General features: G+C 58.8%; 23 protein-coding genes and 1 other RNA gene. 14 read left to right on the plus strand and 10 right to left on the minus strand.

All coding sequences use genetic code 11. The features are described from left to right. Window positions 1-2: 2 nt before the first annotated feature. The 3 genes from IE102_RS09685 to IE102_RS09695 form a co-directional block, all read right to left on the minus strand. Window positions 3-2,159, minus strand: coding sequence for a serine hydrolase domain-containing protein (locus IE102_RS09685; protein ID WP_229807680.1), 2,157 nt, complete (start codon window positions 2,157-2,159; stop codon window positions 3-5). A 54-nt stretch (window positions 2,160-2,213) separates the two neighbouring features. After that, on the minus strand, window positions 2,214-2,720 hold the full coding sequence (locus IE102_RS09690) for an SspB family protein (protein WP_189486294.1): 507 nt from the start codon (window positions 2,718-2,720) through the stop codon (window positions 2,214-2,216). Between the two features lie 187 nt (window positions 2,721-2,907). Continuing rightward, window positions 2,908-4,161: an alpha/beta hydrolase family protein gene (locus tag IE102_RS09695; protein ID WP_189486295.1), complete on the minus strand. Its 1,254-nt coding sequence runs from the start codon at window positions 4,159-4,161 to the stop codon at window positions 2,908-2,910. A 241-nt stretch (window positions 4,162-4,402) separates the two neighbouring features. Between IE102_RS09695 and IE102_RS09700 the strand changes: the two genes are divergently transcribed. Next, window positions 4,403-5,743, plus strand: coding sequence for a globin-coupled sensor protein (locus IE102_RS09700; protein ID WP_189486296.1), 1,341 nt, complete (start codon window positions 4,403-4,405; stop codon window positions 5,741-5,743). A 58-nt stretch (window positions 5,744-5,801) separates the two neighbouring features. On the opposite strand, the gene ssrA is transcribed toward IE102_RS09700, so the two are convergent. Further along, window positions 5,802-6,159: a transfer-messenger RNA gene (gene ssrA, locus IE102_RS09705) on the minus strand. A gap of 293 nt (window positions 6,160-6,452) precedes the next feature. Between ssrA and IE102_RS09710 the strand changes: the two genes are divergently transcribed. Further along, entirely contained in the window at window positions 6,453-6,629 is a 177-nt protein-coding gene (locus IE102_RS09710) for a YezD family protein (RefSeq protein ID WP_189486297.1), read from the plus strand. Window positions 6,630-6,809: 180 nt separating this feature from the next. Then, on the plus strand, window positions 6,810-9,215 hold the full coding sequence (locus IE102_RS09715) for a TonB-dependent receptor (protein WP_189486298.1): 2,406 nt from the start codon (window positions 6,810-6,812) through the stop codon (window positions 9,213-9,215). Between the two features lie 162 nt (window positions 9,216-9,377). Here the strand turns inward: IE102_RS09715 and flgH are convergent, their stop codons facing one another. The 4 genes from flgH to flgF are packed head-to-tail and all read right to left on the minus strand — an operon-like array spanning window position 9,378 to window position 12,450. Continuing rightward, window positions 9,378-10,112, minus strand: a complete 735-nt coding sequence (flgH, locus tag IE102_RS09720) for a flagellar basal body L-ring protein FlgH (RefSeq protein WP_189486299.1) — start codon at window positions 10,110-10,112, stop codon at window positions 9,378-9,380. A 9-nt stretch (window positions 10,113-10,121) separates the two neighbouring features. Beyond that, a complete protein-coding gene (gene flgA / locus IE102_RS09725; RefSeq protein WP_189486300.1) occupies window positions 10,122-10,895 on the minus strand; it encodes a flagellar basal body P-ring formation chaperone FlgA in 774 nt (257 codons plus the stop codon). Between the two features lie 12 nt (window positions 10,896-10,907). Then, the gene (gene flgG / locus IE102_RS09730; protein WP_189486301.1) at window positions 10,908-11,696 is read right to left on the minus strand and encodes a flagellar basal-body rod protein FlgG; all 789 of its coding nucleotides are present in this window, start codon (window positions 11,694-11,696) and stop codon (window positions 10,908-10,910) included. Between the two features lies 1 nt (window position 11,697). Continuing rightward, complete coding sequence (flgF, locus tag IE102_RS09735) at window positions 11,698-12,450, minus strand: flagellar basal-body rod protein FlgF (protein WP_189486302.1); 753 nt, start codon at window positions 12,448-12,450, stop codon at window positions 11,698-11,700. Window positions 12,451-12,806: 356 nt separating this feature from the next. On the opposite strand from flgF, the gene IE102_RS09740 reads away from it, so the two are divergent. The 8 genes from IE102_RS09740 to IE102_RS09775 all read left to right on the plus strand — a co-directional run bounded on the left by IE102_RS09740 (window position 12,807) and on the right by IE102_RS09775 (window position 22,056). Next, complete coding sequence (locus IE102_RS09740) at window positions 12,807-13,481, plus strand: flagellar basal body-associated FliL family protein (RefSeq protein WP_189486303.1); 675 nt, start codon at window positions 12,807-12,809, stop codon at window positions 13,479-13,481. A 76-nt stretch (window positions 13,482-13,557) separates the two neighbouring features. Further along, complete coding sequence (gene fliM, locus IE102_RS09745; RefSeq protein WP_189486304.1) at window positions 13,558-14,730, plus strand: flagellar motor switch protein FliM; 1,173 nt, start codon at window positions 13,558-13,560, stop codon at window positions 14,728-14,730. Window positions 14,731-14,743: 13 nt separating this feature from the next. Further along, a complete protein-coding gene (locus tag IE102_RS09750; protein WP_189486305.1) occupies window positions 14,744-15,481 on the plus strand; it encodes a DUF6468 domain-containing protein in 738 nt (245 codons plus the stop codon). Window positions 15,482-15,497: 16 nt separating this feature from the next. Then, window positions 15,498-16,328: a MotE family protein gene (locus tag IE102_RS09755; RefSeq protein WP_189486306.1), complete on the plus strand. Its 831-nt coding sequence runs from the start codon at window positions 15,498-15,500 to the stop codon at window positions 16,326-16,328. 22 nt (window positions 16,329-16,350) lie between these two features. Beyond that, the gene (locus IE102_RS09760; protein WP_189486307.1) at window positions 16,351-19,401 is read left to right on the plus strand and encodes a tetratricopeptide repeat protein; all 3,051 of its coding nucleotides are present in this window, start codon (window positions 16,351-16,353) and stop codon (window positions 19,399-19,401) included. A 109-nt stretch (window positions 19,402-19,510) separates the two neighbouring features. Further along, window positions 19,511-20,410: an SPFH domain-containing protein gene (locus IE102_RS09765; RefSeq protein ID WP_229807681.1), complete on the plus strand. Its 900-nt coding sequence runs from the start codon at window positions 19,511-19,513 to the stop codon at window positions 20,408-20,410. A 125-nt stretch (window positions 20,411-20,535) separates the two neighbouring features. Beyond that, on the plus strand, window positions 20,536-21,051 hold the full coding sequence (locus IE102_RS09770) for an HPP family protein (RefSeq protein WP_189486308.1): 516 nt from the start codon (window positions 20,536-20,538) through the stop codon (window positions 21,049-21,051). A gap of 87 nt (window positions 21,052-21,138) precedes the next feature. After that, a complete protein-coding gene (locus IE102_RS09775; RefSeq protein WP_189486309.1) occupies window positions 21,139-22,056 on the plus strand; it encodes a hypothetical protein in 918 nt (305 codons plus the stop codon). On the opposite strand, the gene fliP is transcribed toward IE102_RS09775, so the two are convergent. After that, the gene (gene fliP, locus IE102_RS09780) at window positions 22,053-22,820 is read right to left on the minus strand and encodes a flagellar type III secretion system pore protein FliP (RefSeq protein ID WP_373295604.1); all 768 of its coding nucleotides are present in this window, start codon (window positions 22,818-22,820) and stop codon (window positions 22,053-22,055) included. The genes IE102_RS09775 and fliP overlap by 4 nt on opposite strands. 47 nt (window positions 22,821-22,867) lie before the next feature. After that, entirely contained in the window at window positions 22,868-23,218 is a 351-nt protein-coding gene (locus IE102_RS09785; RefSeq protein WP_189486310.1) for a flagellar biosynthetic protein FliO, read from the minus strand. A gap of 164 nt (window positions 23,219-23,382) precedes the next feature. Between IE102_RS09785 and flgB the strand changes: the two genes are divergently transcribed. From flgB to fliE, 3 genes are read left to right on the plus strand one after another with little or no spacing between them, the layout of a single operon-like run. Then, entirely contained in the window at window positions 23,383-23,790 is a 408-nt protein-coding gene (gene flgB / locus IE102_RS09790; protein WP_189486311.1) for a flagellar basal body rod protein FlgB, read from the plus strand. 10 nt (window positions 23,791-23,800) lie between these two features. Then, entirely contained in the window at window positions 23,801-24,238 is a 438-nt protein-coding gene (gene flgC, locus IE102_RS09795; RefSeq protein ID WP_229807682.1) for a flagellar basal body rod protein FlgC, read from the plus strand. 9 nt (window positions 24,239-24,247) lie between these two features. After that, window positions 24,248-24,562: a flagellar hook-basal body complex protein FliE gene (fliE, locus tag IE102_RS09800; RefSeq protein ID WP_189486312.1), complete on the plus strand. Its 315-nt coding sequence runs from the start codon at window positions 24,248-24,250 to the stop codon at window positions 24,560-24,562. Window positions 24,563-24,735: the final 173 nt, after the last annotated feature.

Below are 24,735 nucleotides of genomic sequence, written 5' to 3' on the forward strand. Positions count from 1 at the left end.
CTTTAGCTCCACCAGTTCAGCGCGCCCCACATGACGAGGACAAGGCTATACAGCGCCCAGAACGCCATCAGCGCCGTGTGGCCGATCTTTTGCGTCAGCGACCAGCCATCGGTATAATACTGCGCGTCCTGCCACACCCAGAACATTAGGGCGAACTGTAGCGCCGTGCCAAGGGCGGCCAGAAACGCCAGACCCGACGCCATGCGCACCATGCCGCTCGGCCAGTTGATAAACAGGCTGGACGGATCAGAGCCAAGACCGGCCCGCCAGTCGCTGAACGCCCAGATGGCCAGCAGCCACATAAACGCAATCGCGTATGACAGCCACGCCGCCCGCGTCTGGGCCTCGGTCGGGTTGTTCTGATGGTGCTGGCGCGTCAGGCCGACCAGAACGACCAGACAACTGACCAGCACCAGCTTGGTGAAACCGCCCAAGGTCTGCGGGTTATGCACCCAGCCGATGCGTTCATAGCGCGTCATGTTCGATGAGGTCTCAAAGGCGACCGCCTTGCCGCCTTCGGGTTTGAACGCGACCCGCAGGCTGCCGGAATTGAGCCCGGTGCCGGAATTGCCGCGGTCTTCGGGCAGGAAAAAGCCGGACGTGCCTGCCGGCACATAGGCGGCCATGCCATCGCCGGACGACAGGATCATGCGGCCGTTGGTATCAAAATCCACATCGACCGTATTGATCAGGCGGGTGATAGCGCCCTCTAAGCCGCTGTAGGCGCGACGGGTTGAGGCATACTGACCGGCAATGGCGTCGTAATAGGCGCGGTGACTGCCGTAGCTCATGTCGCTGCCGGGACGAAGCGGCGCCGGGTTCGGGCTTTCGCCCTTAAGGTGGGCCAGCAACAGGTCGGGATAGGCTTCGGTCAGGGCCTCACCGGTCTGGGTGTTGGCGGCGACATAGATGCCGATATCCAGTTCCGGCACCAGAATCATATTGGCATTGAACCACAGGGTAGCCCCACCGTGGCCATAGGTCATAACGCCGGAGGGATGCTCACGCATCACAAAGCCTGACGCCCAGCCATTATAGCCCTTGGGCAGTTTCAGCAGCGGACTGCGGAAGGCATTGGCCGATGACGGGCCAAATATCTGCACGCCGTCCAGTTGGCCATTGCCGAGCAGCAGCGCCATGTAGCGCGACATATCGGCGGCGGTTGATGAGGCCCCGAGCGCCCCGGACATGGCGATGGTGTGGTCAAAGGGCTCAGTCTGCCAGGTAGCGCCGTCCCACAAAAAGCCGCTCGACAGTTTCGCCGCCAGGTCGCGGCTCATCGGCGTGGGCAGTTCGCTTAAGGAGGTCTGCGGATCGTAGGGCTCACGCAGGGTCGTGTGATTAAGGCCGAGCGGCTTGAAGATGCGGGCTTCCATCAGGCCGGGGACATCGCGCGCCTTTGAGGTCTGCACGACGGTCATGGCCGCCAGCGCCGCTCCGAAATTGGAATAGCTGGAGAACTGGCCGCGATCGCGCACCCGCATCGGCGTATGACGGCGCAGATAGGAATCGGTGCCCTGAAGATGGGTCGGGTCAAGCTGGAACAGGTGGCCGAGGCTTGTGTCCTCATAGCCGGTGGTGTGGGCCATCAGGTCGCGCATCCGCAAGGGTTTATAGCGGCGGTCCTCGCGGTAGATATCCGGCGGCAGGTAATTGGCGATGGGGCCATCAAGTTTGATGCGGCCAGCCTCAATCTCCTGTCGGGCCACGATCCAGGTAAAGGTCTTGGTGATCGAGCCTATGCGAAACAGACTGGTATAGCCGTTGGTCGCGCGGGCTGGGCTGAGGCGGTCGTAGCCATAACCCTTGATCAGCAGGGGTTTGCCGCCCTGAACGATGGCCACCGTGGTGCCGAGCACATGATCGCGCTTCATCAGGGCGGGAATAACGCTGTCGGTGAAGGCTTCGATGTCGGCGGCGCTGGCGGGCACTGCGCTGGCAACGGGAAGGTCTGGTGCAGGCGCTGTGGCCGGTTTGGGACGTGGTGCCACTTTCGGCGCAGGCTTAGCCTGAACTGGTGGAGTAATTGGCGGGGCCGAGACCTCAGCGGGCGGCGCGGCCTCCGATGGCGGTGCCGCGGTTGCCTGCAGACCCATCAGGCCGAAAACCAGACCTGCCAGCGCACCGCACAGGCCGGGGGTTTTTGAAAGGCGGGGCAAAAAACCTGGGGGCATAGGCGCGGGCATTTTTATTTTTATTCTTAAGGATAGAGGCTACTTTTTCCGGAACTGATCGAGGGAAACGACCTTCGGGCCAGCGTCTTCGGGCAGGGTATCGGGTTTGTCGGTATTGGCCATCGGCGTGATGCTGAGGTCTTGGCTTAGATCATCCTCGTCTTCATCGCCTTCAACGACGTCGAATTCGAGAATGAACTGCACGCTGGGGTCATAAAAACGCGTGATCGCGGTGTAGGGCACCACCAAAACCTTGGGCGCGCCGCCAAAGCTCAAAGTCACCGTAAACAGGTTTTCCAGCACCTTAAGGTCGCGGAACTGATGTTGCAGCACGATGGTGATATCATGCGGATATTTGGCCAGCAGGTCGGCTGGCACCTGAACGCCCTCAAAACGGGTCAGGAAGGTGACATAGAAATGATGCTCACCGGGCAGGCCTTCGGGCGTGGTCGCGCGGGTCAGCGCTGAGCGGATTACGCCTCTCAGGGCCGTCTGGGTCAGGTTTGCATAGTCCATGTGGTCCATGCTGATCTGATCGTCGCTCATTCTTATGCCTTTACGGGTATGCCATGATCGGAAAACGCCGGATGAACGGGACTCATAGTCCGGTTCACGGCCTGTTTCGAGACTTAACACAGGCATACATAAACAAAACAGCAAATTGGCGTGAGTTTGATAAAAATCCTCAAAAAAGTGTGGTCAGAAGCACAGCCCTTTGAGAGCGGGCACGGGTCTAAGGTTTGCGGGGCGTTTTGAAATGGCTATCCATAAAGTCCATGAACCGGCCCCAGTCGCTACGGGTCGTGCCATGTCGTCCGGGACGCAGGAAATAGGCAATATCGGCACTCATATCCGGGGTTTCGCGTGTGGTCTGTGTCGGGCCCTTGTGGCCCATAAGCTGATAGACCGGAGTGGCCGCGACAGCGGCTTGCCAAGCCCCTTCAGGATCAGCCCACTGGTCATCCACGCCTGCGCCCAAAAGTACCGGACGCGGCGCAATCAGGCCGATCAGTTCGTGCTGATCGACCGGCAGCCGGTTCGGATCGTCGCCGTATCGGGCATAGTTAGGCGCAAACCAGTGCGGAAAACCGCCAGTGATGTTGGACACCTGCTCACCGACCGGACTGCGCGACAGGCTGGCACCACCACGGCCGGATTGGTGAGCAAAGATCAGATCAATGCGGTCATCAAAGGCAGCGGCCGTCATGGCGGCCTTACCGTTGCGCGAATGGCCATAAATAGCCTGACGTTTCGGATCAAAGCGCGGGTCGGTTTCAAGGAAATCAATCACCTTTGAATAGCCCCAACCCCAGGCGGCAATCGCGCCCAACCGCTCATCCGGCGGGGCTGAGGGGTTCATGAGGTGCAGGGGGATTATGGCCGTGTCCTTATCGTCGATGACAAGGTCAGCGGTGGCAAAACTGGCGACCGCATAGCCGCGTTTCAGCAGCGTCTCAATGGGTGGGGCAAACAGGTATGGATCGGGATCGTCAGCGGCGGGCGGTGGTGCGTCCTTAAAACGCGCGCAAAATTCCGGCAGGCCCCCGGCGGGCAGACTTAAACGGTCGTCTGAGAAGGTGGAGCCATTGCCGCAGAAGGCCGTGACGATCACGACGGGATGGGGGCCGGGGGTTTGGGGTAATATATAGGCGACATGTAGTCGCACCTTGAGCGCATCAGATGCCAGAACCGCCTCTTCCAGCCGCCCCAGACCTCCAAAAGCCGCCTCATCGACGGTGATTTTCGAGATCAGGTTGAGTGGGGTGGGGGCGGGCAGGCGGCCATAGACTTCGGCCTGAAATATGGATTTCAGCAAGGGCGCGCGCAGATCGCGCCAGTCATGAGGGCTGTTCACTTGCGGCAGCCGCACGCCTTTGTAAACCTTGGCCCCCAGAATGGGCGGTAGTGCGGACATATCCTGTGCGATTGCGCCTTTGGCCAGTGCCAGCGCCGCCAAAATGACCAGTGTCGTATAAATTTTTTTCATTGTGGCCCCCTGATGACCTTATTGTATTATATATTAAATAAAAACAGTATCTTAGTTGTGTCAGTTTTGGCTGGTGATGTAAATATAACCGAACATTGTTATTTTGAATTCTGCATTTGCGGTAACCGGTTGACTATCTGAGGTTGCGGAAAGGTTGAGACTATCTCGCAGCAAATCTTTATTAACCCTTTCAGGTTGAAAACGACCTTGGTAATCCATGTCGTTTATAGGGGCTTTTGCTTTGACCCACGCTGCCACCCAAACCACCCGCCAGCGTCTGGCATTTGCCCGTATCGAACACGCCAATATCGCCACGCTCAAGAAAGTATGGCTGTTTATTGAGCCGCAGCTTGATCGGATACTGGATGGGTTTTACCGCCATGTCCGCACCGATGAGGGACTGGGGCGGATGATCGGGGACCGTGAACCGGCGCTGAAGGCCGCGCAAAAGCGCCACTGGCAGGGCCTGTTCAACTCCGGCTTTTCCGACGCCTATTTTGAAAGCTCTTATCGCATCGGCAATACCCATTACCGCATCGGGCTTGAGCCGCGCTGGTATATCGCCGCCTATCAGTATGTCACCGATGCTCTGGCCGAACTGATTGTCGCTCACTACCGTTTCAATACCAAGCAGTCCGCTGCGGCCCTCGTGGCGGTCAATAAGGCCGTGTTTATTGATCTCGATATCGCCATTTCGACCTATCAGGACGCGGTGGTCGGTGAACTGAACCGCAAAAACGCCGTCATCGAGAAAGCGATTGGTGAGTTTGAGGTCCGGCTGGATGATATCCTGAAAAACGTCAACCGCAGCACCGATGATCTGGGCACGACCTCGCAGGTGCTGAACTCCGTCGTGACCATCGCCCAGACCAGCTCCGAAAGCGTGGCCAGCATCGCGCAACGCTCCAGCATGGATGTGTCGTCGGTGGCGTCAGCCTCTGAGGAGATGAGCAAGGCCATTCAGGAAATCGCCTCTCAGGTGCACGGCGCGTCCCATGGCATCCGCACAGTGGCTCAGATGGCCGGAACCTCATCCCAGGAAGTGGCGCAGCTCTCGACTTCGGTGCTCAAGATCGGGGAAATCCTGCAACTGATTCAGGGCATTGCCTCCCAGACCAACCTGCTGGCGCTCAATGCCACGATCGAGGCCGCCCGTGCCGGTGACGCCGGTAAGGGCTTTGCGGTCGTGGCTACCGAAGTCAAGCAATTGGCCGATCAGACCGCGCGTGCCACAACCGAAATCGCCAAGCAGATTCAGGATATTCAGCAATCTACGGGGAAGGCGGTGGACTCCATTAGCCGGATCGTTGAGTCGATCGGTGATGTCGAAGCGACCGCTACGGCCATTGCTGCGGCGATGGAAGAACAATCGACCGCCACCAATGAAATCACCGCCAGCATCCACAGCGTCTCAAACGGGGCGGCGGAACTATCCGGCAATGTCGAATCGCTCAACTCCGCCGTGGGCGATACCGGCGAAGCCACATCCAAAGTCGATCAGGCGACCCGCATGCTCAATGAGCAGTCCGAAGACCTCAGCCGCTATGTTGACGGCTTCTTCAAGACCCTGCGGGCAGGCTAACAATTTTTGGGAAAGCGACGGACTTCTGTTGCCAGGCGTCCGGAATTTTTAAGTGGGAAGTGGAGGGCTTCTGTTGCCAGGCGCCCTCCGGGCCCCGCCTGGGGGGCTACCCCCAGGAGTTTAGGTCGGAATTACCGGCACCGCATTACGCAGCGACAGCAACATCCTGTGCAAAGTTATCGTTTGCAGTTACAATAAGGCCGATCGCGGAGGCCCACACCGAGAGAAAGCCACGTCTTTACACGCTTGTCGATCCTGATCGGCCCCATGTTTCCAGATGATAACGTCTGAAGTTTTGGTGGAGCCGCCGGGAATTGCACCCGGGTCCAAATCGCTTATTACACGCACGTTTATCCCCATAGTCAGCCGAAACTGACCCTACCTATATAGAGGCTTTAGCCGGGGAGGGGAAGGGCGCAGTGAAATTATGCGCAGAATTTCTACACCAACAGTATAGTTTAATTCCTATTGTCGCGATTGGGTTTATATCCTATCAAATCAGTAATGATTAATGGTGCCGGTCTTTAGACGGTGCGACTTTGAAGGGACAACCCACATGTTCACGCGCCGATGTTGCCGGTAGCTACTTAAGCTTTTGTGCGCTCTGAACCGGTCTGACGGTTCAGTCGTTTCCCTTACATATTTTAAGACGGTCAGCGTCCGCTTGTTCTGCGGCGGTAGCAATCGTCTGCCCGAAAGGTGGTTATTCATGAGCCAGATACACGCCGTCGATGAGCGTTTAAGCGAAGTTGAGCGCCATATTTTGCAATACATACAGGAGATTAAATACGGATCGGTTGAAATCCTGATTCACGATTCCCGCATCGTTCAGATCGAGCGCAGCGAAAAGTTCCGCTTTGACGTTAAGCGGCCATCTACCACCTGAAACTATCCGCCGCGCCCTTGAGCGCGGCCACGCTTAATACCGCCCACCGGACAGCCGGAGGCATGTGTACCGCCTGAACCATCGCCGGGTCTAACCGGCCTGAGTGTCATGGCGTGAACTGACTAAATCGTACCTGACATCAGGTATTTATCAACACATGACCAAAATGGGGCTGTTTATATGAAAACCTTTTTTAATCCGGGTGCGTCCTCGCGCCGATCGTCCACTTACCTGACCGGCAGTCTGGTCAGCGCTTTGGCCTTGACGGCCGGGCTGTCACTGCTGGCCTTTACGCCGTCAATTGCCGCAGATGCCGCTGATGATAGCGCCGATGCCGCCGAAAGCCGTGGGGTTACCGAAGTCACCGTCACCGCCCGCAGACGGTCTGAAAACCTTCAGGACGTGCCGCTGGCCATTTCGTCCGTGAGCGGCGAACAACTGGAATCGACCGGCGTTTACAACATTGACCAGTTGTCGCGGGTGCAGCCGTCGATCCAATTGATCACCACTAATCCGCGTAATACGGCCACGACCATCCGTGGCCTGGGCTCGACCATCGGGCTTACCAATGACGGTCTGGAACCCGGCGTCGGTATCTATGTCGATGAAGTCTATTATGCCCGTCCGGGGTCGGCTGTGGTTGACCTGATCGACATTGAGCGGGTCGAAGTGCTGCGCGGCCCACAAGGGACGCTGTTTGGTAAAAACACGACCGCCGGTGCGCTCAACATCACCACCCGCGCCCCTAGCTTCACACCGGAAGGCCGCATTGAATTATCGGCGGGTGATTATGGCTTCCTGCAAGGAAAGGCCAGCCTGTCCGGGCCGCTGATAGACGGTAAGCTGGCGGGGCGGATTGCCTTTGGCGTTACCCAGCGCGATGGTCTGTTTAAGAATGTCACGACCAAATCGTTGCAGAACGACCTCGACAGTCAGGTCGTGCGCGCCCAGTTGCTCTATACGCCCAATGACGACATCAGCGTGCGCTTAAGCTATGATTACGCCTTCCAGAACCCGGAAGCCAATACGCAGGCCTTTGTGCGCTACGGTCCGACGTTGCGCGCAGCCAACCGTCAGTTCCCGTTCCTGGCAGCACAAGCTGGTTACGCCCCGCCGTCGACCAACCCCTATGATCGTCTGGTTGATGTCAATTCACCTATTCAGGCCAAGCAGATCATCAATGGCCTGTCCGGTACGGTGAACTGGGATCTGGGCAGCACCACCCTGACCTCGATCACGGCTTGGCGTCATTGGGACTGGACCCCGCAGAACGACCGCGATTACACGGCCCTTGCCATCCGCACGGTCTCGAACAACCCCTCAGTTCAGGAGCAGTTCAGCCAGGAAGTCCGGCTGGCGTCGAACGGTGATAACGCCATCGATTGGGTGGTCGGGCTCTATTACTTCGATCAGAACGTGGAAACCAATGGCCGCGAAGGCTGGGGGGCGAATGCCGCGCGCTGGCTGATCAATTCGACCGTGCCGGCCAATCTGCTGGATGGTTATCTGCAAACCAACAACGTGCAATCCAACACCAAATCCTATGCCGCCTTTGGTCAATTGACGTGGAAGGTGACCGATCGCCTGCGCATTACGCCGGGCCTGCGCTTTACCTCTGAGGAAAAGGACGCCACTTTTGACCAGAAGGTCAGCGGGGGGCTGGCCACGACCGATCCGGTGCTGGTCGCCGCCAAGCTCGGTATCGCCCGCGATCAGTTCTATCAGGCGCAAGTCTCTGACGACAGCCTGTCGGGGCAAATCAATGCCGCCTATGACGTGACGCCGGATTTTCTGGCCTATGTGAACGTCTCACGCGGCTATAAGTCCGGTGGTATCAATGCGGCGGGTATACCGACCGCAGCAGATGGCTCCCCATCGCTGGTCAGCGCGGTGATCAAACCCGAAGAGGTCACCAGCGTCGAGGCCGGTTTCAAGTCACAGTTCTTTGATAAGAGTTTGACCCTGAACGCCGTCGCCTTTGCCACCGACATCAATGACTATCAGGCCAATGTCGTCGATTCCGGGCCGGGCGCTCTGCGCGGTTATCTGGCCAATATCGAAAAGGTTGAGGTGCGCGGCGTCGAAGTTGACGGGCGTTGGTTTGCCACCGAAAACCTGTCGCTGTTCGGCAGCCTGAGCTACACCGATGCCATCTATGCCTCGTTCAAAAACGCACCCGCACCGCTGGAACTGCAATCCTCCAGCACGTCGATTACCGACTTATCAGGTAAAGAACTGCCGGGCGTATCCAAGTGGGCGGGATCGCTTAGTGCGGAATACACCTGGCCGCAGGCCATCGGTGCCCTGACCGGTGATGCCTATGTCAGCGGCGATGTGTCCTATCGATCAAAGTGGAACTCTGACTCGTCGGTCTCGAAATATGCTGAGATCGAAGACTCGACCGTCGCTAATCTGAGACTGGGCTATCGCTCTTCGGGTGGAACTGAGGCGTTCCTGTGGATCAAGAACGCCTTTGATGAGGAATATCTGCAATTCACCACCATTCAGGCCGGGAACTCCGGGGCCATCTATGGCCAGCCGGGTGATCCGCGCACAGTCGGCGTCACGGTGCGGAAGTCGTTCTAATATCTTTCCTCCTCCCTACGTAGTGGGGAGGTGGCATTGAGCGTTAGCGAAATGACGGAGGGGGATAGCGCCGTAGAATTCCCCCTCCGTCTTTTTGTCGGCAAGCCTCCAAAAATCCACCTCCCCATCATCGCAAAGCGCTCGATAGGGAGGAGGTAGATATTAAAACGGCGAGAAGCGTTCCATAATGGCCTGAGAGGCCGGAGCGCCCTGCATGCGGGTGATGTCGCCTCGACCGCCGTAAGAGATGCGCGCTTCAGCCAGTTGGGTATGCTTGATGGTGTTAGCCGAGGAAATATCTTCGGGACGGACAATGCCCGCGACGGTCAGTTCACGCACTTCACGGTTGGTGCGCACTTCCTGACGGCCCTGGATGATCAGGTTGCCGTTGGGCATAACGCCGGAAACCACCGCCGCGATGGTCAGTGACACTTTTTCAGAACGATTGATCGTACCGGAACCGTTTGAGGTGGTTGAGCCTTGCGAACTCAGGGCATTGGCCGGGTCATAGCCGCCCGGCAAAATCTTCCCCAGTGAGGACTCCAGGCCGAAGAAACTGCCGACCCCTGCCGAATATTCATTGTCGCGCGAGCGAGCGGTGGTGTTCTGAGTCTGGGCGGAATCGTTGATGTCGATGCTGACGGTCAGAATATCACCGACATGGCGGGCGCGCTGATCGTTAAAGAAGGTGCGCGCCCCGGCCCGCCACAGGCTGTTGGAAGACGCCGCCGGGCGCTCACCCTGCGGCACCATGATCACCTGCTGCTGAGGCACAAGCGCTGCCGGATAACCGATCGGGGCCAGTTCGGGGCCCTTGACCGCTTCGGTGACGGTTGAGCAGGCGGTAAGTGAGGCGCCTGCGAGGATGATAACGGCTAAGGCTTTGAGATTACGCATGATAATGACCTATCTGGCGGAATAATATTGTGGATTTTGGCTGCGCATTTGTAAGGCCGCAGGGCCAGCGGCGGCGGTGCCTGGGCCGGTAATGACCGCATCGACGGTCTTTTTCGAGGTCGGGTTGAGCACCGAAATGACATCGCCCGCCGCCCCGTCTTTTTGGGCGAGGCCTGTCATCGACAGGTTGATGCCGCCGACGGCCCAGACGACCTTGACGGACTGAGATTTCTTAACGACGACCGGGTTGGACAGGTCAGAGGCCCGCACCACAGACCCTTCGCGCAACGGATAGCGCGCGGACTTGCCGATAATATCCTGCGGTGAGACGTTCGCGCCTGCCAGATGAGCCTGAACCGGCTGATAACTAAGGTCGGACGGCTGCACCACATCGCCGGTATTGAGCGATCGGGTGAACACTAGGGCCTCTGAGGTCTTGCCAGCGGGTGTTTTTGCCGCTGTTTTGACGGTTTGAGGGGGCGGAACGGGGGCGGAGCCATCCGCGCCTTGGGCGACGATAATCCGGCGCAGTCCCTTGGGGTTGGTCCAGTAAAAACCGTTTTGGCGGGCAATGGCCTGAACCTGAGCGGCATCCAGAACTGCGGTGGCGCCTGAGCGCACCCCCAGAACCACATCGGAGTCCCCATCAGCATAGTCAAAGACATCACCGATGGTGATGCGACCGTCGCCGTCGCTGGGGGCGGCCTTGAGCACCAGCATATTGTCGGCCATCGCACAGGTCGGTGCGCTGATAATAGCCAGGTATAACAAAAGCTTACGCATAATCGGTTATCCCTATGACCTGAGCTGGCCGGCGACCGACAGCATTTCATCGGCGGTGGTGATGACCTTGGAATTCATCTCATAGGCGCGCTGGGCGACGATCAGAGAGGTGATTTCCGACACCGCATCGACGTTGGACGCTTCGATATAGCCTTGCAGCAGGGTGCCGTATCCAACATCGCCCGGTGTGGAAATGCTGGGGGCGCCCGACGCGCCGCTTTCCAGGAACAGGTTGTCGCCCATCGCCTCAAGGCCCGCTTCGTTGAAGAAGGTGGCGATTTCAAGCTGGCCGATAATGGTCGGTTCGGTCACGCCGTCCTGCACGACCTGCACCTGACCGGTCTTGGAGACGGCGACATCGCGGATGCCTTGGGGGACGGTGATGGCCGGTTGCACCAGATAACCGTCATCGGTGACCAGTTGTCCCTGATCATTGACGCTGAAATTCCCGGCGCGGGTATAGGCGGTCTCACCCGACGGCATCAGGATCTGGAAATAACCCTTGCCCTCGATGGCCAGATCATAGGTGCCTTCGGTGCGGGTGGGGGAACCCTGCGTCATGATGCGGTAGGTGGCCCCGGCCTTGACGCCGTTACCGATCTGGATGCCGGTGGGCACGACCGTGCCGGTTTCTGACGACTGGGCGCCCATGCGCTCGACGTTCTGGTAGAGCAGGTCCTGAAACTCGGCCCGCTGTTTCTTGAAGCCGACCGTGTTCATGTTGGCAATGTTGTTGGAGATGACTTCGACGTTCATCTGCTGGGCGGACATGCCGGTGGTGGCGGTGCGTAAAGCGCGCATATTATGCTACCTTTCCTAAGCGCTCGACGGCGCTGCGGTTAAGTTCCTGATTTTGATCGATAAGACGCGCCAGTGAGGCGTATGTGCGGTTGATTTCGACCAGTTTGGTGATTTCCATCACCGAATTGACGTTGGACGATTCCAGCATGCCCTGACGCACCACAGATTCAGTGATGGGGGTGGCGGCCTGCGGGTTACCCAGGCGGTAGCTGGTGTCACCGGCTTTTTCGAGATCGCTTAAGGTCGCGATGCGCACGACGCCAATCTTACCTACCCGCAGGGCCCCATCGGGCGTGCGCTGGGAGACAATGCCGTCAGCCGAAATCGACGGCTCACCATATTGCGGATCAAGGCGGATTTCCGCCCCGCCTTCGCCCTGCACCGACAGGCCGTTTTGCGTCACCAGAATCCCTTGCGGGTTCACGGTAAAGGCCCCGTTGCGGGTATAGAGCGGGCCGTCGGCACCGTTAATCGCAAAGAAGGTGTTCTCACCGTCCAGCGCCATGTCATAGGGTGACCCGGTCTGAGTAAAGGTGCCTTGGGAAAAGTCGCGGCCCACGCCCTTATCATAGGCGAAATTGGCGGGGCTGCGGATCGGGTCGTTAAAGGCCGGACGACCGGGCTCAGTTTCGACCAGTAATTGCTCGAACTTATAGCCATTGGTGTTCATGTTGGCGATGTTGTTGGCCGTGATGTCCAGTTCACGCCGCAGCGTCAGTTGACGGGACAGGGCGATGTAGCTCGCATTATCCATGTATGACGCTCCTCTGACCAACTAAGTAATAAACCGTTAACCATAAATCCACGGCGGTTTCTTATCCGTGTGCAATCGCTGTGCCAAAGATGGTTAACGGGCGTGGATTTTCGCGAAACCCTTAAAATACATGTGTTTGCGAAGGGTTGTGGATTCGTATCGCGAATCTGGTCATGGTCGCAAACGGGTGTATGTGCGGCAAAAAATGCCGTGCGTAGGGCCGTCATCCAAACGGATCGTTAACCATGTTTGGTCATGATCGGTTTACGAGGGTTAAGGTAAGGTTTGTTAATCAATCCGCAACCGCCCCTTGATGAGTGTTTTGTGTGCGGGTCGGATTGGGATTTAAGGCAAGTATGGCCAAGGGTAAGGATAAAAAACCAAAAGACGCAGACGCGCCGCCGGTTGATGGCGAAGCTGCGGCGGATGGCGAAGGTGTGCCCAAGAAAAAAGGCCCGCCGATACTGATTATTGCGATTGCGGCCGGTGTTTTGCTGCTCGGTGGTGGCGGGGCTGCGGCCTATTTCCTTCTACTGGCCCCCAAGCCTGCGGCTGAGGCCGGTGAGCATGGTAAGGCCGAAGAGGGTCACGGCAAGGAAGACAAGAAAGACGCCAAAAAAGACGACGGCCACGGCAAGAAAAAAGAAGAAAAAGGTGGTCACGGAGGCGGCGCTGAGGCTGAGGTCGATCCGTCAAAGCAGCCGGTGATCACCGAAGGGCCGAACGGTGTTACCTATTATACCCTGCCGCCGCTGATTTCGAATATTCAGTCGGCGGGTGGGCGGGCCTCCTACCTTAAGCTTAAGCTGACCTTTGAAGTGGCCGATCATGAAACGGTTGAGGCTCTGGGGCCCAACATGCCGCGGATTCAGGATGTCCTTCAATCCTTCCTGCGCGAGTTGCGCCCGGAAGACATGGCCGGGTCGCAGGGCAATTATCAGTTGCGCTTGGAAATCCTGCGCCGGGTCAATCTGGTTATGGCGCCCCACAAGGTCAATGCCGTACTGATCGAAGAAATGCTGATCACATGATGTATAAGCTTTGCGCGCATCGCAATTCATTGATTTTTGGCCCGAAAACCGCGTCACATTTTTTTGGATGCGCTAAATGACGGGCGAAGTCGATCAGGAAGCCATGATGGCCCAATGGGAGGCCGAACTGGCCGCCGAGGCGGAAGCCGCGACGGGTGGTGGCGGTGGTGGCGGCAATGGCAACGATCTGGCGGCCGAATGGGAAGCCATGGTCGGCGGTGGCAGCGGTGGCGGCGACCGGATGAATGTGCCCGCAGGGGCCGAACGCATCCTTAATCAGGACGAAATCGACAGCCTGCTGGGCTTTGATCTGTCCGACGAAGACTATAACGAACGCTCCGGCATCCGGGCCATTATCAACTCGGCCATGGTGTCCTATGAGCGCCTGCCGATGTTGGAGATCGTCTTTGACCGTCTGGTGCGGTTGATGACGACCTCTTTGCGTAACTTCACCTCTGATAACGTCGAAGTCTCGCTCGATAATATCTCCTCGATCCGGTTTGGGGATTATCTCAACTCGATCCCGTTGCCCGCGATTCTGGCGGTATTCCGGGCCGAAGAGCTTGATAATTACGGTCTGCTGACGGTTGATTCCAACCTGATCTATTCGATCGTCGATGTGTTGCTGGGCGGGCGGCGCGGTACGGCAGCGCTGCGTATCGAAGGCCGGCCCTATACCACCATTGAGCGCGTGCTGGTGCAGCGGATGGTTGAGGTCATTCTGGCCGATGCTAAGGCGGCGTTTGAGCCCCTGACTCCGGTCAGTTTCAACCTTGACCGCCTTGAGACCAATCCGCGCTTTGCGGCCATTGCGCGTCCGGCTAATGCGGCCATCCTTGTCAAGTTGCGCATCGATATGGAAGACCGCGGCGGGCGGGTTGAACTGCTGCTGCCCTATGCCACGCTGGAACCGATCCGTAAGATGCTGCTGCAGCAGTTCATGGGCGAAAAGTTCGGTCGCGACAACATCTGGGAAAGCCACCTGGCGACTGAGCTTTGGACCACCCAGATGGAGGTGCGCGCCGTTCTGGATGAACAGCAGGTGCCGCTCAGCAAGGTGCTGAACCTCAAGGTCGGCGAAACCCTTATGTTGAACGCGAACGCCGAATCGCCGGTGCAGTTACGCTGCGGCACCATTCCGCTGACCCATGGCTATATGGGGCGTAAGGGCCACAGCATCGCCGTGCGGGTCGAGGCACCGCTGACGGTGTCCACCAAGCGTCGCCTGACGCAAACCAAAAAGAAGTAGGGGGCCTTAACCCATGTCCTATGCGGGCATTGTCATGGATGTCGTACTGATGGCGCTGCTGATTGCGGCGCTGATGTTCGGCGTGCGTCTGGACAAGCGCCTCAAGGGGTTGCGGGCGGCCCATGACAGTTTTGCCCGCGCCGTGGCCGACCTCGATCAGGCGGCGATCAAGGCCCATTCGGCGCTGCGCGAACTGCACAGTGGCACGGATGAGTCGCAGGAACTGCTGCATGGTCGGATTCTGGTGGCGCGTGACCTGCTGGCGAAGCTTGAGAGCCAGATCGCCCGCGCCGAAAAGGCCGAACGCGATATTGGCCATCATGTCGAGAGCGCGAAAGCGCTTAAGTCTGACGCTCAGTCAGCGCGGCTGAGTAGCGTGCCCCTGGTGGCGATCAAGCCTGAGCCGGAACCGCCGCCCGCTCAGGTGCCGGATCAATCCGTCACCAAACCTGCCGATAATCGCCGCTTCGGGGCTTTGCGCGCCGAGCGGCCCTCTCCGTTTAAAGAGGGGCCGTTTAAAGAGGAACCGAAGACCTCTGCAAAGCCGAAGCTGACCCGGCCCTCGGATGACGAGGGGGTGCCGCACATATCCGAAAATGTACTGGCGTCGCTCAACGACATGCTGCGATCCTTTGAAGTCCCCAAACCCGACGCGAAAAACCGTGATGACGATCTGTTTGATACGCCGTCTGAGCCGCCCTTAGACCTTCCCGCCCGCCGCCGTCGCCGCTTTGACCAAAGATTTGAATAGTGAGATTTGAGTAGCCATGGCTAATCTGCCCCGTTTCCTGCCGCTCGTGTTCGTCGCCATTGGCGGCGTTCTGGCCATGAAGGCGGTATCGTCTGTCGATTCCCTGCCGGACATGCTGAAATCGGCGCGCGTGGCCTTTGCCGAAGAGGCGGCCCCGGCGGAGAAAAAACCAACCAAACCTGCGGCCAAAACGCCTGAGGCTAAAACCGCCGAGGCAAAAGGTGCGGACGCGGCAACGGCAACGGCTGAGGCCCCTAATGCCATGAGCGTGATGGATATGGCCACACCGGCGGCCACCGTCGCCCCGGCACCGGTCTGTGCCACCTCGATCAATGATCTGGCCAAGCAAGCCGGTATGTCGCCGTCTGAGCTTCAGGTGCTGCAATCGCTGGGCGCCCGCCGTACCCAACTGGATGCGCGCGAAAAGCAGGTCGCCTCACAGGAAGCCCTCATTCAGGCCGCGGATGCCAAGCTTGATGGCCGCATCAAGCAGATGGAAGCCCTCAAAGGCCAAATTCAGGCCCTGCTCGATCAGGCCAATAAGGGCGCGGACGACGACACTGCCCGCATGATCAAGGTCTATGAAGCCATGAAGCCCAAGGATGCGGCGCGTGTGCTGGAAACCATGCGCGATGATGTCCGCCTGCCGATCGCGGCCAAGATGAAGGAGCGCAGTCTGGCCGCCGTACTGGCCCAGATGACCCCGAATGGGGCCAAGGAACTGACCGAAAAACTGGCCATGCGCATGAAACAAAGCGAAGACATTCAATCTAAACTTAACCAGATGGCCGCTAAACCGGCCACCCCGCCGCAAACCCAACCAAGTCAAACTCAGGCCAGAAAGTAACCCTTAGCGCGTGTTGACTACCATGACCCGCTTCCTGTTGTCGGCGTCGCCTTTTGAGGCCAGCGCCAAAGACGATGACCGCGATGACACCGGCGTGAAAGCGCCGGTCGTATCCTTGCGCGCGGCGCTCAAAACGACGGCGGCGGTGGTGTTCCTGTCTGGGTTTGGGGTGACCTCGATTGCGCTGGCCACGCCCGCCGTCAAGGCCGGTATCGCCAGCGCTATGGCTTCAAAAGCCCAGATCGATATCCGTGTCGGCCGCAACGACAGCGCCGGGCGGATTGAAATCTATGGCTCGACCGGATCGCGTGCGTCGGTGCGGCGTGATAATGGTCAGGTGGTGGTGCGCTTACCCGGTAATTTGCGGCCCGACATTGGCGACCTCAGTGCCAACCCGCCCGAAGGGGTCAGGTCGGTTAGCCTGCGTCAGGACAGCCGCGCTACAGAACTGCTGATCACCCTGAAAGACGGTGTCGAAAGCCATTTCGGACGCGCAGACGGGGCGGTGTTCGTGCAGATCGATCTGCCGAAATCGCAAGTTCTGCCCACGCGGGGCGAGGCGTCCATTACGCTGCAGGAATTAGAACGCAAGGTCGGGGTTGCGCCCACCGCCGATGAGACGGTTCAGGTTCAGGCCGCAGCCATTGACGGCGGGGTAGATCTGAGTTTCCCGTTCACGGCCCCGGTCGGGGCGTCGGTATTCCGGCGCGGCGAGTCGGTATGGATCGTGTTCGATAAGGACGCTGAGCTGAAACTGCCCGCGACCTTACGCGACGGCAAACTTATCACCGCCGCCGCCTTTGCGCGCAATGACGGCTTTACGGCTTTGCGTCTGACGGCACCGGCGGGGGCGGTGACGGCCAGTGTTGAAAACGGCACCTGGCGGGTGCGCGTCGGCGGGCGGTCAATCAATACTGAACAGGTCAGTGAGGTCAGTGTGGCGCGTGACGATACCACGGGTGCGTCGGCTCTGGCGGTTAATATGGCCGGGGCCGGACGGGTGGCGTGGATACGCGATCCGGCCATCGGCGATCGCATGGCGGTGATCACGGCGCGCGGGCCGGTCAAGCGGCTGATGTCGGAGCGCACCACGCCACAGGCCGCACTTGGCACGACGGCGCAGGGCTTGGTGGTTGAGCGCATGTCGCCGGATGTCACGGTTGATGTGTCAGGCGATATCGTCACCATCAGCCGCCCCAAGGGGTTGTCTTTGTCAGCACCGGCCCAGTGGGCGCGGGCTGAGGATGAAACCATAAAGACGCTGGAATATAAGGCAGCGGCGTTCCCGTCCCTGATGGATGAGGAAAACTGGTCGAAGCTGCCGACGGGCGGGCCGATGTCAGGCTTTTTGTCGCGCTACAACCAGCTTCAGCAGCAGGCCGCCGATGAAGCCGATAAGGGCATCGGCGCCACGACCGGCGCGCGGCTTAGTCTGGCGCGCTTCCTGATCGGGCAGGGTCTTAATTTTGAAGCCATTGGCGTACTGGATTTGCTGGGTAAGCAGACGCCTGCCGTGCTGGGTGATCCGCAGTTCCGGGGCCTGCGCGTCATGGCCAAGATTATGGCCGGACGCTACCGCGATGCCCGTGTTGATCTCGATTCCACCGCCCTGACCAGCGATCCGGCGGCTGACCTGTGGCGCGGCTATGTGGCGGTGCAGGAAGGCCATTTCGCGGAGGCCCGCCAGAGCTTCAAAGACGGTGCCGGGGCTTTGGATGTCTTTCCGGCGACCTGGCGCACGCGCTTTGCCGCTGCCAATGCCTATGCCGCCTATCAGACCAACGACCTGACGGCGGCTAAGGATATCATCACCTATGCGGTGTCACAGAACGCACCGCCGCTGGAGACGCTTGAGGCGCAACTGGTACAGGCGCAGATTTTCGAAGGTCTGGGCGATAAAAACCGCGCCTTGAAAATGTATGACGCCATTGCGCGCGCGCCGGTCGGGCGGATTGCGATGCCGGCTCAGATGCGGGCGGCGCGGCTTAATCTGGCGCTGGGGCGCTCAAAGTCCGACGACACTTTGGATAAGCTCAATGGGCTGAGGTATCGCTGGCGCGGCGACGATGCCGAACTGGAACTGCTGTCGACCATTGGCGACATCTATCTGGGGCAGGGCCGCTACCGGCAGGCACTGGAGACGCTGAAATCGAGCGGTCAGCAGTTTGCGGGGAGGCCGGATGCTCTGCCGATTCAGGCCAAGCTCAATACGGCGTTTCGCGGGCTGTTTCTGGACGGTCAGGCCGATGGCCTGCAGCCGGTTGAGGCCTTGGGGCTGTTCTATGATTTCCGCGATTTGACGCCGATCGGGGCGGACGGCGATGAGATGGTGCGCAGACTGGCGCGGCGGTTGATGGATGTTGACCTGCTCGATCAGGCGGCGGATCTGCTGCAATATCAGATCGATAACCGCCTTCAAGGCGTGGCCAAGGCGTCGGTGGCGTCGGATGTCGCGGCCATTCAGTTGATGAACCGTCAGCCGGAAAAAGCGCTTCAGGCCCTGTGGAAGACGCGGACATCCTTGCTGCCGAAGCCCGTGATGGCTGAGCGGCGCATCCTGGAGGCGCGGGCGCTTACGGAACTTGGGCGCACCGAACACGCGCTGGAGGTGCTGGGGCCTGATAATTCCGGCGACGCTATGGATATTCGTGCCGATATCGCCTGGCGCGATAAGGACTGGGCCAAGGCCGGGGCTATACTGGAAAAGCGGCTTGGGGATCGCTGGAAGCGGGACGGCGCCTTAAGCCTTGATGACGAGTCGCGCCTGATCCGGGCCGGTGTCGCCTATAGCCTGATGTCGGATCAGCGATCCTTAAGCCGTCTGGCCGACCGTTTCGGTAAGTTTGCGGAGGGCGCGCAATCCCCCGAAGCCGTCCATGTGGCGCTGGCCGGCATGGACAATGGCCCCATAAACGCGCAGGATTTTGCCGTGGCGGCGTCCAAGGCCGACAGTTTTACCGGCTGGGTGGCGGGCATGAAAAAGCGTCTGCGCGATAAGGCGGCGACGCCTCTGCCGGGCGCAGGCAGCCAGAGAACGGCGGCAAATCAGGCCCCGGCTGCGCCCAAAGCGTAATCTTTGCACATATCGGACGGGCTCTGACGCGAGATAGAGACCGAAAACCGCTTACACTTTGCATCAGATCACTTTAGACTCACAGCCTGTTTTTCAGGGAGAGATCGGTATGAATGTGTTCAATATGTCTAAAGGGGGCTCCGGTTCCGGTGCGGGTGGACCGCGCAAGGTCAATATGAATATCGTCCTGATCGGGGCGGCGGCGGTGCTGGCTCTGATGGGGCTGGCCTCATGCGGGCAGACCATTCAACCGGGCAATGTCGGGGTGAAAATTCGCACCCTTGGGCCAAGTGCGGGGGTTGATCCGGTGCCGCTGAGATCGGGCTGGCACATCAACCTGCCGGGCGAGCGCATAGCCGAGTTTCCGGTCATTCAGCGCACCTACACCTACACGCGTGAGTCTGATGAACGCGGGCCGGAAAACGAAGAAGTCGCGTTCTCGGATAATAATGCCCTGCCGATGACAGCGGACGTACAACTTGTCATGCGTATCGACCCGGCTAAGGCGCCAGCGCTCTATACCCGCTATCGCCTGAGCTTCGATCAGATGTTCGAAGGCCCGATCCGTAACGATGTCCGTTCAGCCATCGCGGCTGAAACCGAACTGGTCAGCGTGGAGTTCCTGTACCGCGGCGGCCGTCAGCAGGTGATCCAAAAGGCCCTGGCCCGCGTCAACCGCAAATGGGAGCCGCAAGGCGTCAACGTCAGCCAACTCGACTGGATCGGCACCATCCGCTATCCGCAGGTGATCCTCGATTCCATTCAGGCCAAGACTAAGGCTGATGCCGATGCCTCTGCCGCGACCGCACAAGTGGCGGTGTCCAAGGCCCAGGCCGATGCCAAGATCGAAGAAGCCCGCGGTCAGGCCGAGGCTAACCGGCTGATCGCCCAGTCTATCGCCGCCAGCCCCGGTGTCGTGCAATTACGCGCCATTGAAAAGTGGGACGGCAAGCTGCCGCAGGTTACCGGATCGGCCACGCCGTTTATCAACCTGAAAAACGCCGAATAGACACGGGCAACCGTAGCAAGCCAAAGGGGGAAGGGCGCAAGCTCTTCTCCTTTTTTAGGGATGGCCGTTGCCAATAGCTTAGGTTTCGGGCTTAAACTAAATCCGGGTCTGGGAATAATACGATCATGGCAGCAGTTTTAGCCGGTGTGGGCAGTCTCATCGCGGTCAGCGGTCTGGAATTTGCCGCCCATATGTCGCACACGCCGTACTGGCAAATCCCTTTCATTACCTCCATTGCACTGGTCATGGGCTTGCCGAAGGTTGAGGCCGCTCAACCGCGTGCTCTGATCGGAGGCCATGTGGTGTGTGCGCTGGTCGGATATGGGTTGCTGTGGCTGTTCGGATCGTCGCCGTGGGTCGCTGCCGTGGGTGTCGGGCTGGCGGTGTTTGTAACGCTTCGGCTAAAGGTGTTTCATCCGCCCGCAGCGGTGAACCCGTTTTTGATTGTCAATGAAAGCCTTCCGATTGAGTTTCTGTTTTCGACCATTCTCGTGGGGGCGGTGCTGCTGGCGGGCTTTGCCTTTGTCTGGTCGCGTCTGAGCTGGTTTGTCGAACGGCGCATGCCTGCGACCGTCACCGAAGGGGCGGGCGTATGGCGCGCGCGGCTAAACGCATTGCTGAAACGCAAGGTGGCTGAGTGAACCTTTTGGCCTGAGCTTGACTTTACCTGTGCTTGTCTTGGAAGTCGCCATAGGATACCGTTTCAGTCCAATTGCGGGAGGGATGCCATGAAACTGTCGATCGATTTTGCCTTTGCGGGCTTTGAGATTATCAAGAAAAACCCGGTGGCAGTGCTGCTGTGGGGCGTCGTCTATACGGTGGTTAGTCTGGCCGCGACGGTGCTTATGGTTCTGACCGGCGGGACATCGCTGGCGGCTTTGCAAAGCTATGAACAGTCACCGCCCTCAGACCCCACCGCCGTCTTCGGGCAATTGGCGGCGGTGCTGCCGTCGGCCCTGCTGGCGGGGCTTATCGGTCTGGTGGTCTCAGCCGTCATTCAGTGCGCCGTCTACCGCACCGTGTTGCAGCCCTCCGCGAAGGGCTTTGGCTATATGCAGTTGGGTAGCCACGAACTGCGTCAGATTGTTGCGACCATCCTGTGGTATCTGGCGTTTTTCCTGTTCTACCTGTTGTTTTTGGTTGCCGCTATGATCCCGTTAGTGCTTGCCAGTTTGGTAACGCGGGCCAGTGGCGTTCTGGGCGGTATCCTGATCTTTATTGTCGCCATCGCGGCTGTGGTTGCGTTTATCTATATCCTCAGCCGCTGGTCGCTGGCGCTGGTGCAAAGTTTTGATGAGCGTAAAATCAATCTATTGGGCAGCTTCAAACTGACCAAAGGGAGCGGCTGGACGCTGTTGGGCGGCTATGTCCTGCTGACCATTGTGGTGATCATGATCGCCGCCGTGGTGTTCGGGGTTTTGTTTGGCGTGGCGCTGGCTATGGGCATTGGATTTTCCGAAGCTGCTCAGCAATTTATGCAGCCGGATATGTCGTCGCTTTCGGCGCTGTTCGGCGGTATCTACGGCGTTCAGATCGTCATCAGCGGCCTGTTGTCCGGTATTGGCTATGCGCTGTTCTACGGGGCCACGGCGGCGGCTTATCAGGTTTTAAGCACCAAAGGCACCAATGCGGCGGATGTGTTTTAACCCGTCCCCGTGCCCTTTTGAAAACTTTCGACCAGTGAGCCGGCGACTAGATTCCAGCCATCGACCAGCACAAAGAAAATCAGCTTGAACGGCAGAGACACCACGACCGGCGGCAGCATCATCATACCCATACTCATCAGCACCGACGCGACCACCAGATCGATCACCAGAAACGGCACAAACAGCAAAAAGCCGATTTCAAACGCCTTTTTCAGCTCTGAGATCATAAAGGCCGGGGTGATGACGGTGATCGGCAGATCGATGGCTTCCTGCGGACGCTCCACCTTGGACAGGCGCACAAACAGGGCCAGATCCTTTTCATCGACCTGAGACAGCATAAAGCGTTTGGCGGGTTCGGACGCGGCATCAAAGGCTTGGGGGAGTTCCATTTCCTGATCCATCAGCGGACGAATACCGGCCTGATAGGCTTCCTGATAGGTCGGGGCCATGACGATGGCCGACAGGAACAGTGACAGGGAAATGATCACCGCATTGGGCGGGCTTTGTTGCAGACCAAGGGCTGTCCGCAGCAGCGACAGCACTACTACAATACGAATAAACGACGTCGTCATGACCACGATCGATGGCGCCAAGGACAACACGGTCAGCAGACCGATCATCTGCACGATGCGCGAGCTTAAGCCCCCGCCGGTGCCGAGGTCGAGATTGATCGATTGCGCCAGTACCTGGGTCGGCATGATCATCATCGCAAAGCCTATGATGAATCCCGCCAGCAACAACCCGTAGGTGGCCCATGTCGGCAGCGGTTTTTTAGGTTTACACGCTATGGATGGCGTGACGGATTTGGCCATTACAGATCCTTATCCGACAGGGGGCGGGTGCGCAGAGCGGGCCTTGCGGCGGTTGTTGGCTCAGGCGGTAATTTCGGCTTGGGTTTTGGCAACTGGCGCGGTTCGATCAGTTCCTTGCCTTCGCCCAGCAGCAGCAGGCGTTCTTCGTCGTCCAGCCGCACCAGCACCAAACGTCGCGCCGGATCGAGCACAAGGGTTTCGACGACTTGCATCCGCTTTTGCCCGCGCGGGGCCGTCAGGCGCGCCATCAGTTGCGGCGCATAGCGGCGCAGTATGAAGGCCAGACCTAGAATAAGGCCCAACACTGTCATCAGCGCAAACACCGCCCTCAGCACGCCGACAAGATCCATAGACGCTCCCAAACCCACACACGATTAGCCATGCCCGGCTGGGGTTAACAAGCGGTTATCGTAAAGGCGTTGTTAACCAAAAACTGGGCATAATTTGCTTAGCTGTCTTGTCCTATAGGATGAGTCGGCGTCAGGTGGTTAATCTTTGTAAAGGTACAGCCTCAATGGATCTGAATAAGATCGGCATCTTTTCAGCCCTGAAAACCCAGATGGGCTGGCTGGGGCAGCGCCAGAAAGTGGTGGCCCAGAACGTCGCCAATGCCTCGACGCCCGGTTTCAAGCCGCGCGATCTGCGGCCGCAGGATTTTGCCGCCGCCATGAAGGGGCAGGCGTCGGGAGAGCTTAAGATGGCTGCCACGCGCGCGGGGCACATTGCGCCGGCGGGCGGACTGGCCAATGCGGCCAAGGCTGTGGTAGCGCCGGATTCAGAAACGACGCTGGATGGCAATTCGGTGGTGGTTGAGGAGCAGATGCTCAAAATGGCCGAAAGCCGGATGCAGTACGATGCGGCCATCGGCTTTTATCAGAAATCGCTGGCCATGCTGCGGCTTGCGTCAACCAGACCGAGATAAGGAATAGCCCATGCCTACGATCAAATCTCAGCGCGGTGAAAACCTGGTTCAGAACTCGGCTATGGTCGCGGCGGCTTCTGCCCTTAAGGCCCAGCAGGCGCGGATGCGCATCATCGCGGAAAACATTGCCAATGCCCAATCGACCGCCAAAACCCCCGGCGGCGATCCGTACCGCCGTCAGGTGCCGGTGTTTCAGGCCGCCCCCATCGACGGCACAACCGGCGTGAGACTGGCGCAGGTCAAGCCGGACATGAGCGATTTTAGCGTGGAATATGACCCGTCTCATCCGGCGGCTGATGCCAAAGGCTATGTCAAACGCCCCAACGTCAATTCGCTGATTGAAACCATGGACATGCGCGAAGCCCAGCGTGCCTATGAAGCCAACCTTAACGTCATCGATACCGCGCGCGCCATGCAGCAGCGCACGATCGATATCTTAAAGAGATAGGGTAGATAGATGAACCCGATCCTCGCGGCCAAGGCCTATGGTGCGGCCCAAAGTCAGTTCAATAAAATCTCCGGCGGTGAAGAAACGGGCGGCACGCCGGATATCGGCTCCAAGTTCTCAAGCCTGTTGCAAAACACCGTGCAGCAGACCTATGCCTCGACCGCCAATGCCGAAAACCAGATCGCTTTGCAGGCGCAGGGCAAGACCGAACTGATTGATGCGGTCACCGCCATTTCGAGCGCCGAGGCGTCATTAGAGACAGTCATAGCCGTCAGAGACCAAGTGATAGCGGCGTATCAAGAAATCATGCGGATGCCGATTTAAAAATCGTTATCCTTGGGCATCTAATACGCAGTCGTCGCTAGCGGGTATTCAGTATACCCGCGTCGCTAGCCGGCTATTATCTGCCTCAAGGCTGACGATTTTTGGGTCGATGGAATTAAGATGGCGCTTCACTTATACCTGCCCCGGCGTGCCGGGGACCGCACGAATGGCCA

The sequence above is a fragment of the Asticcacaulis endophyticus genome (genome assembly GCF_014652575.1).
GTDB lineage: Bacteria > Pseudomonadota > Alphaproteobacteria > Caulobacterales > Caulobacteraceae > Asticcacaulis > Asticcacaulis endophyticus.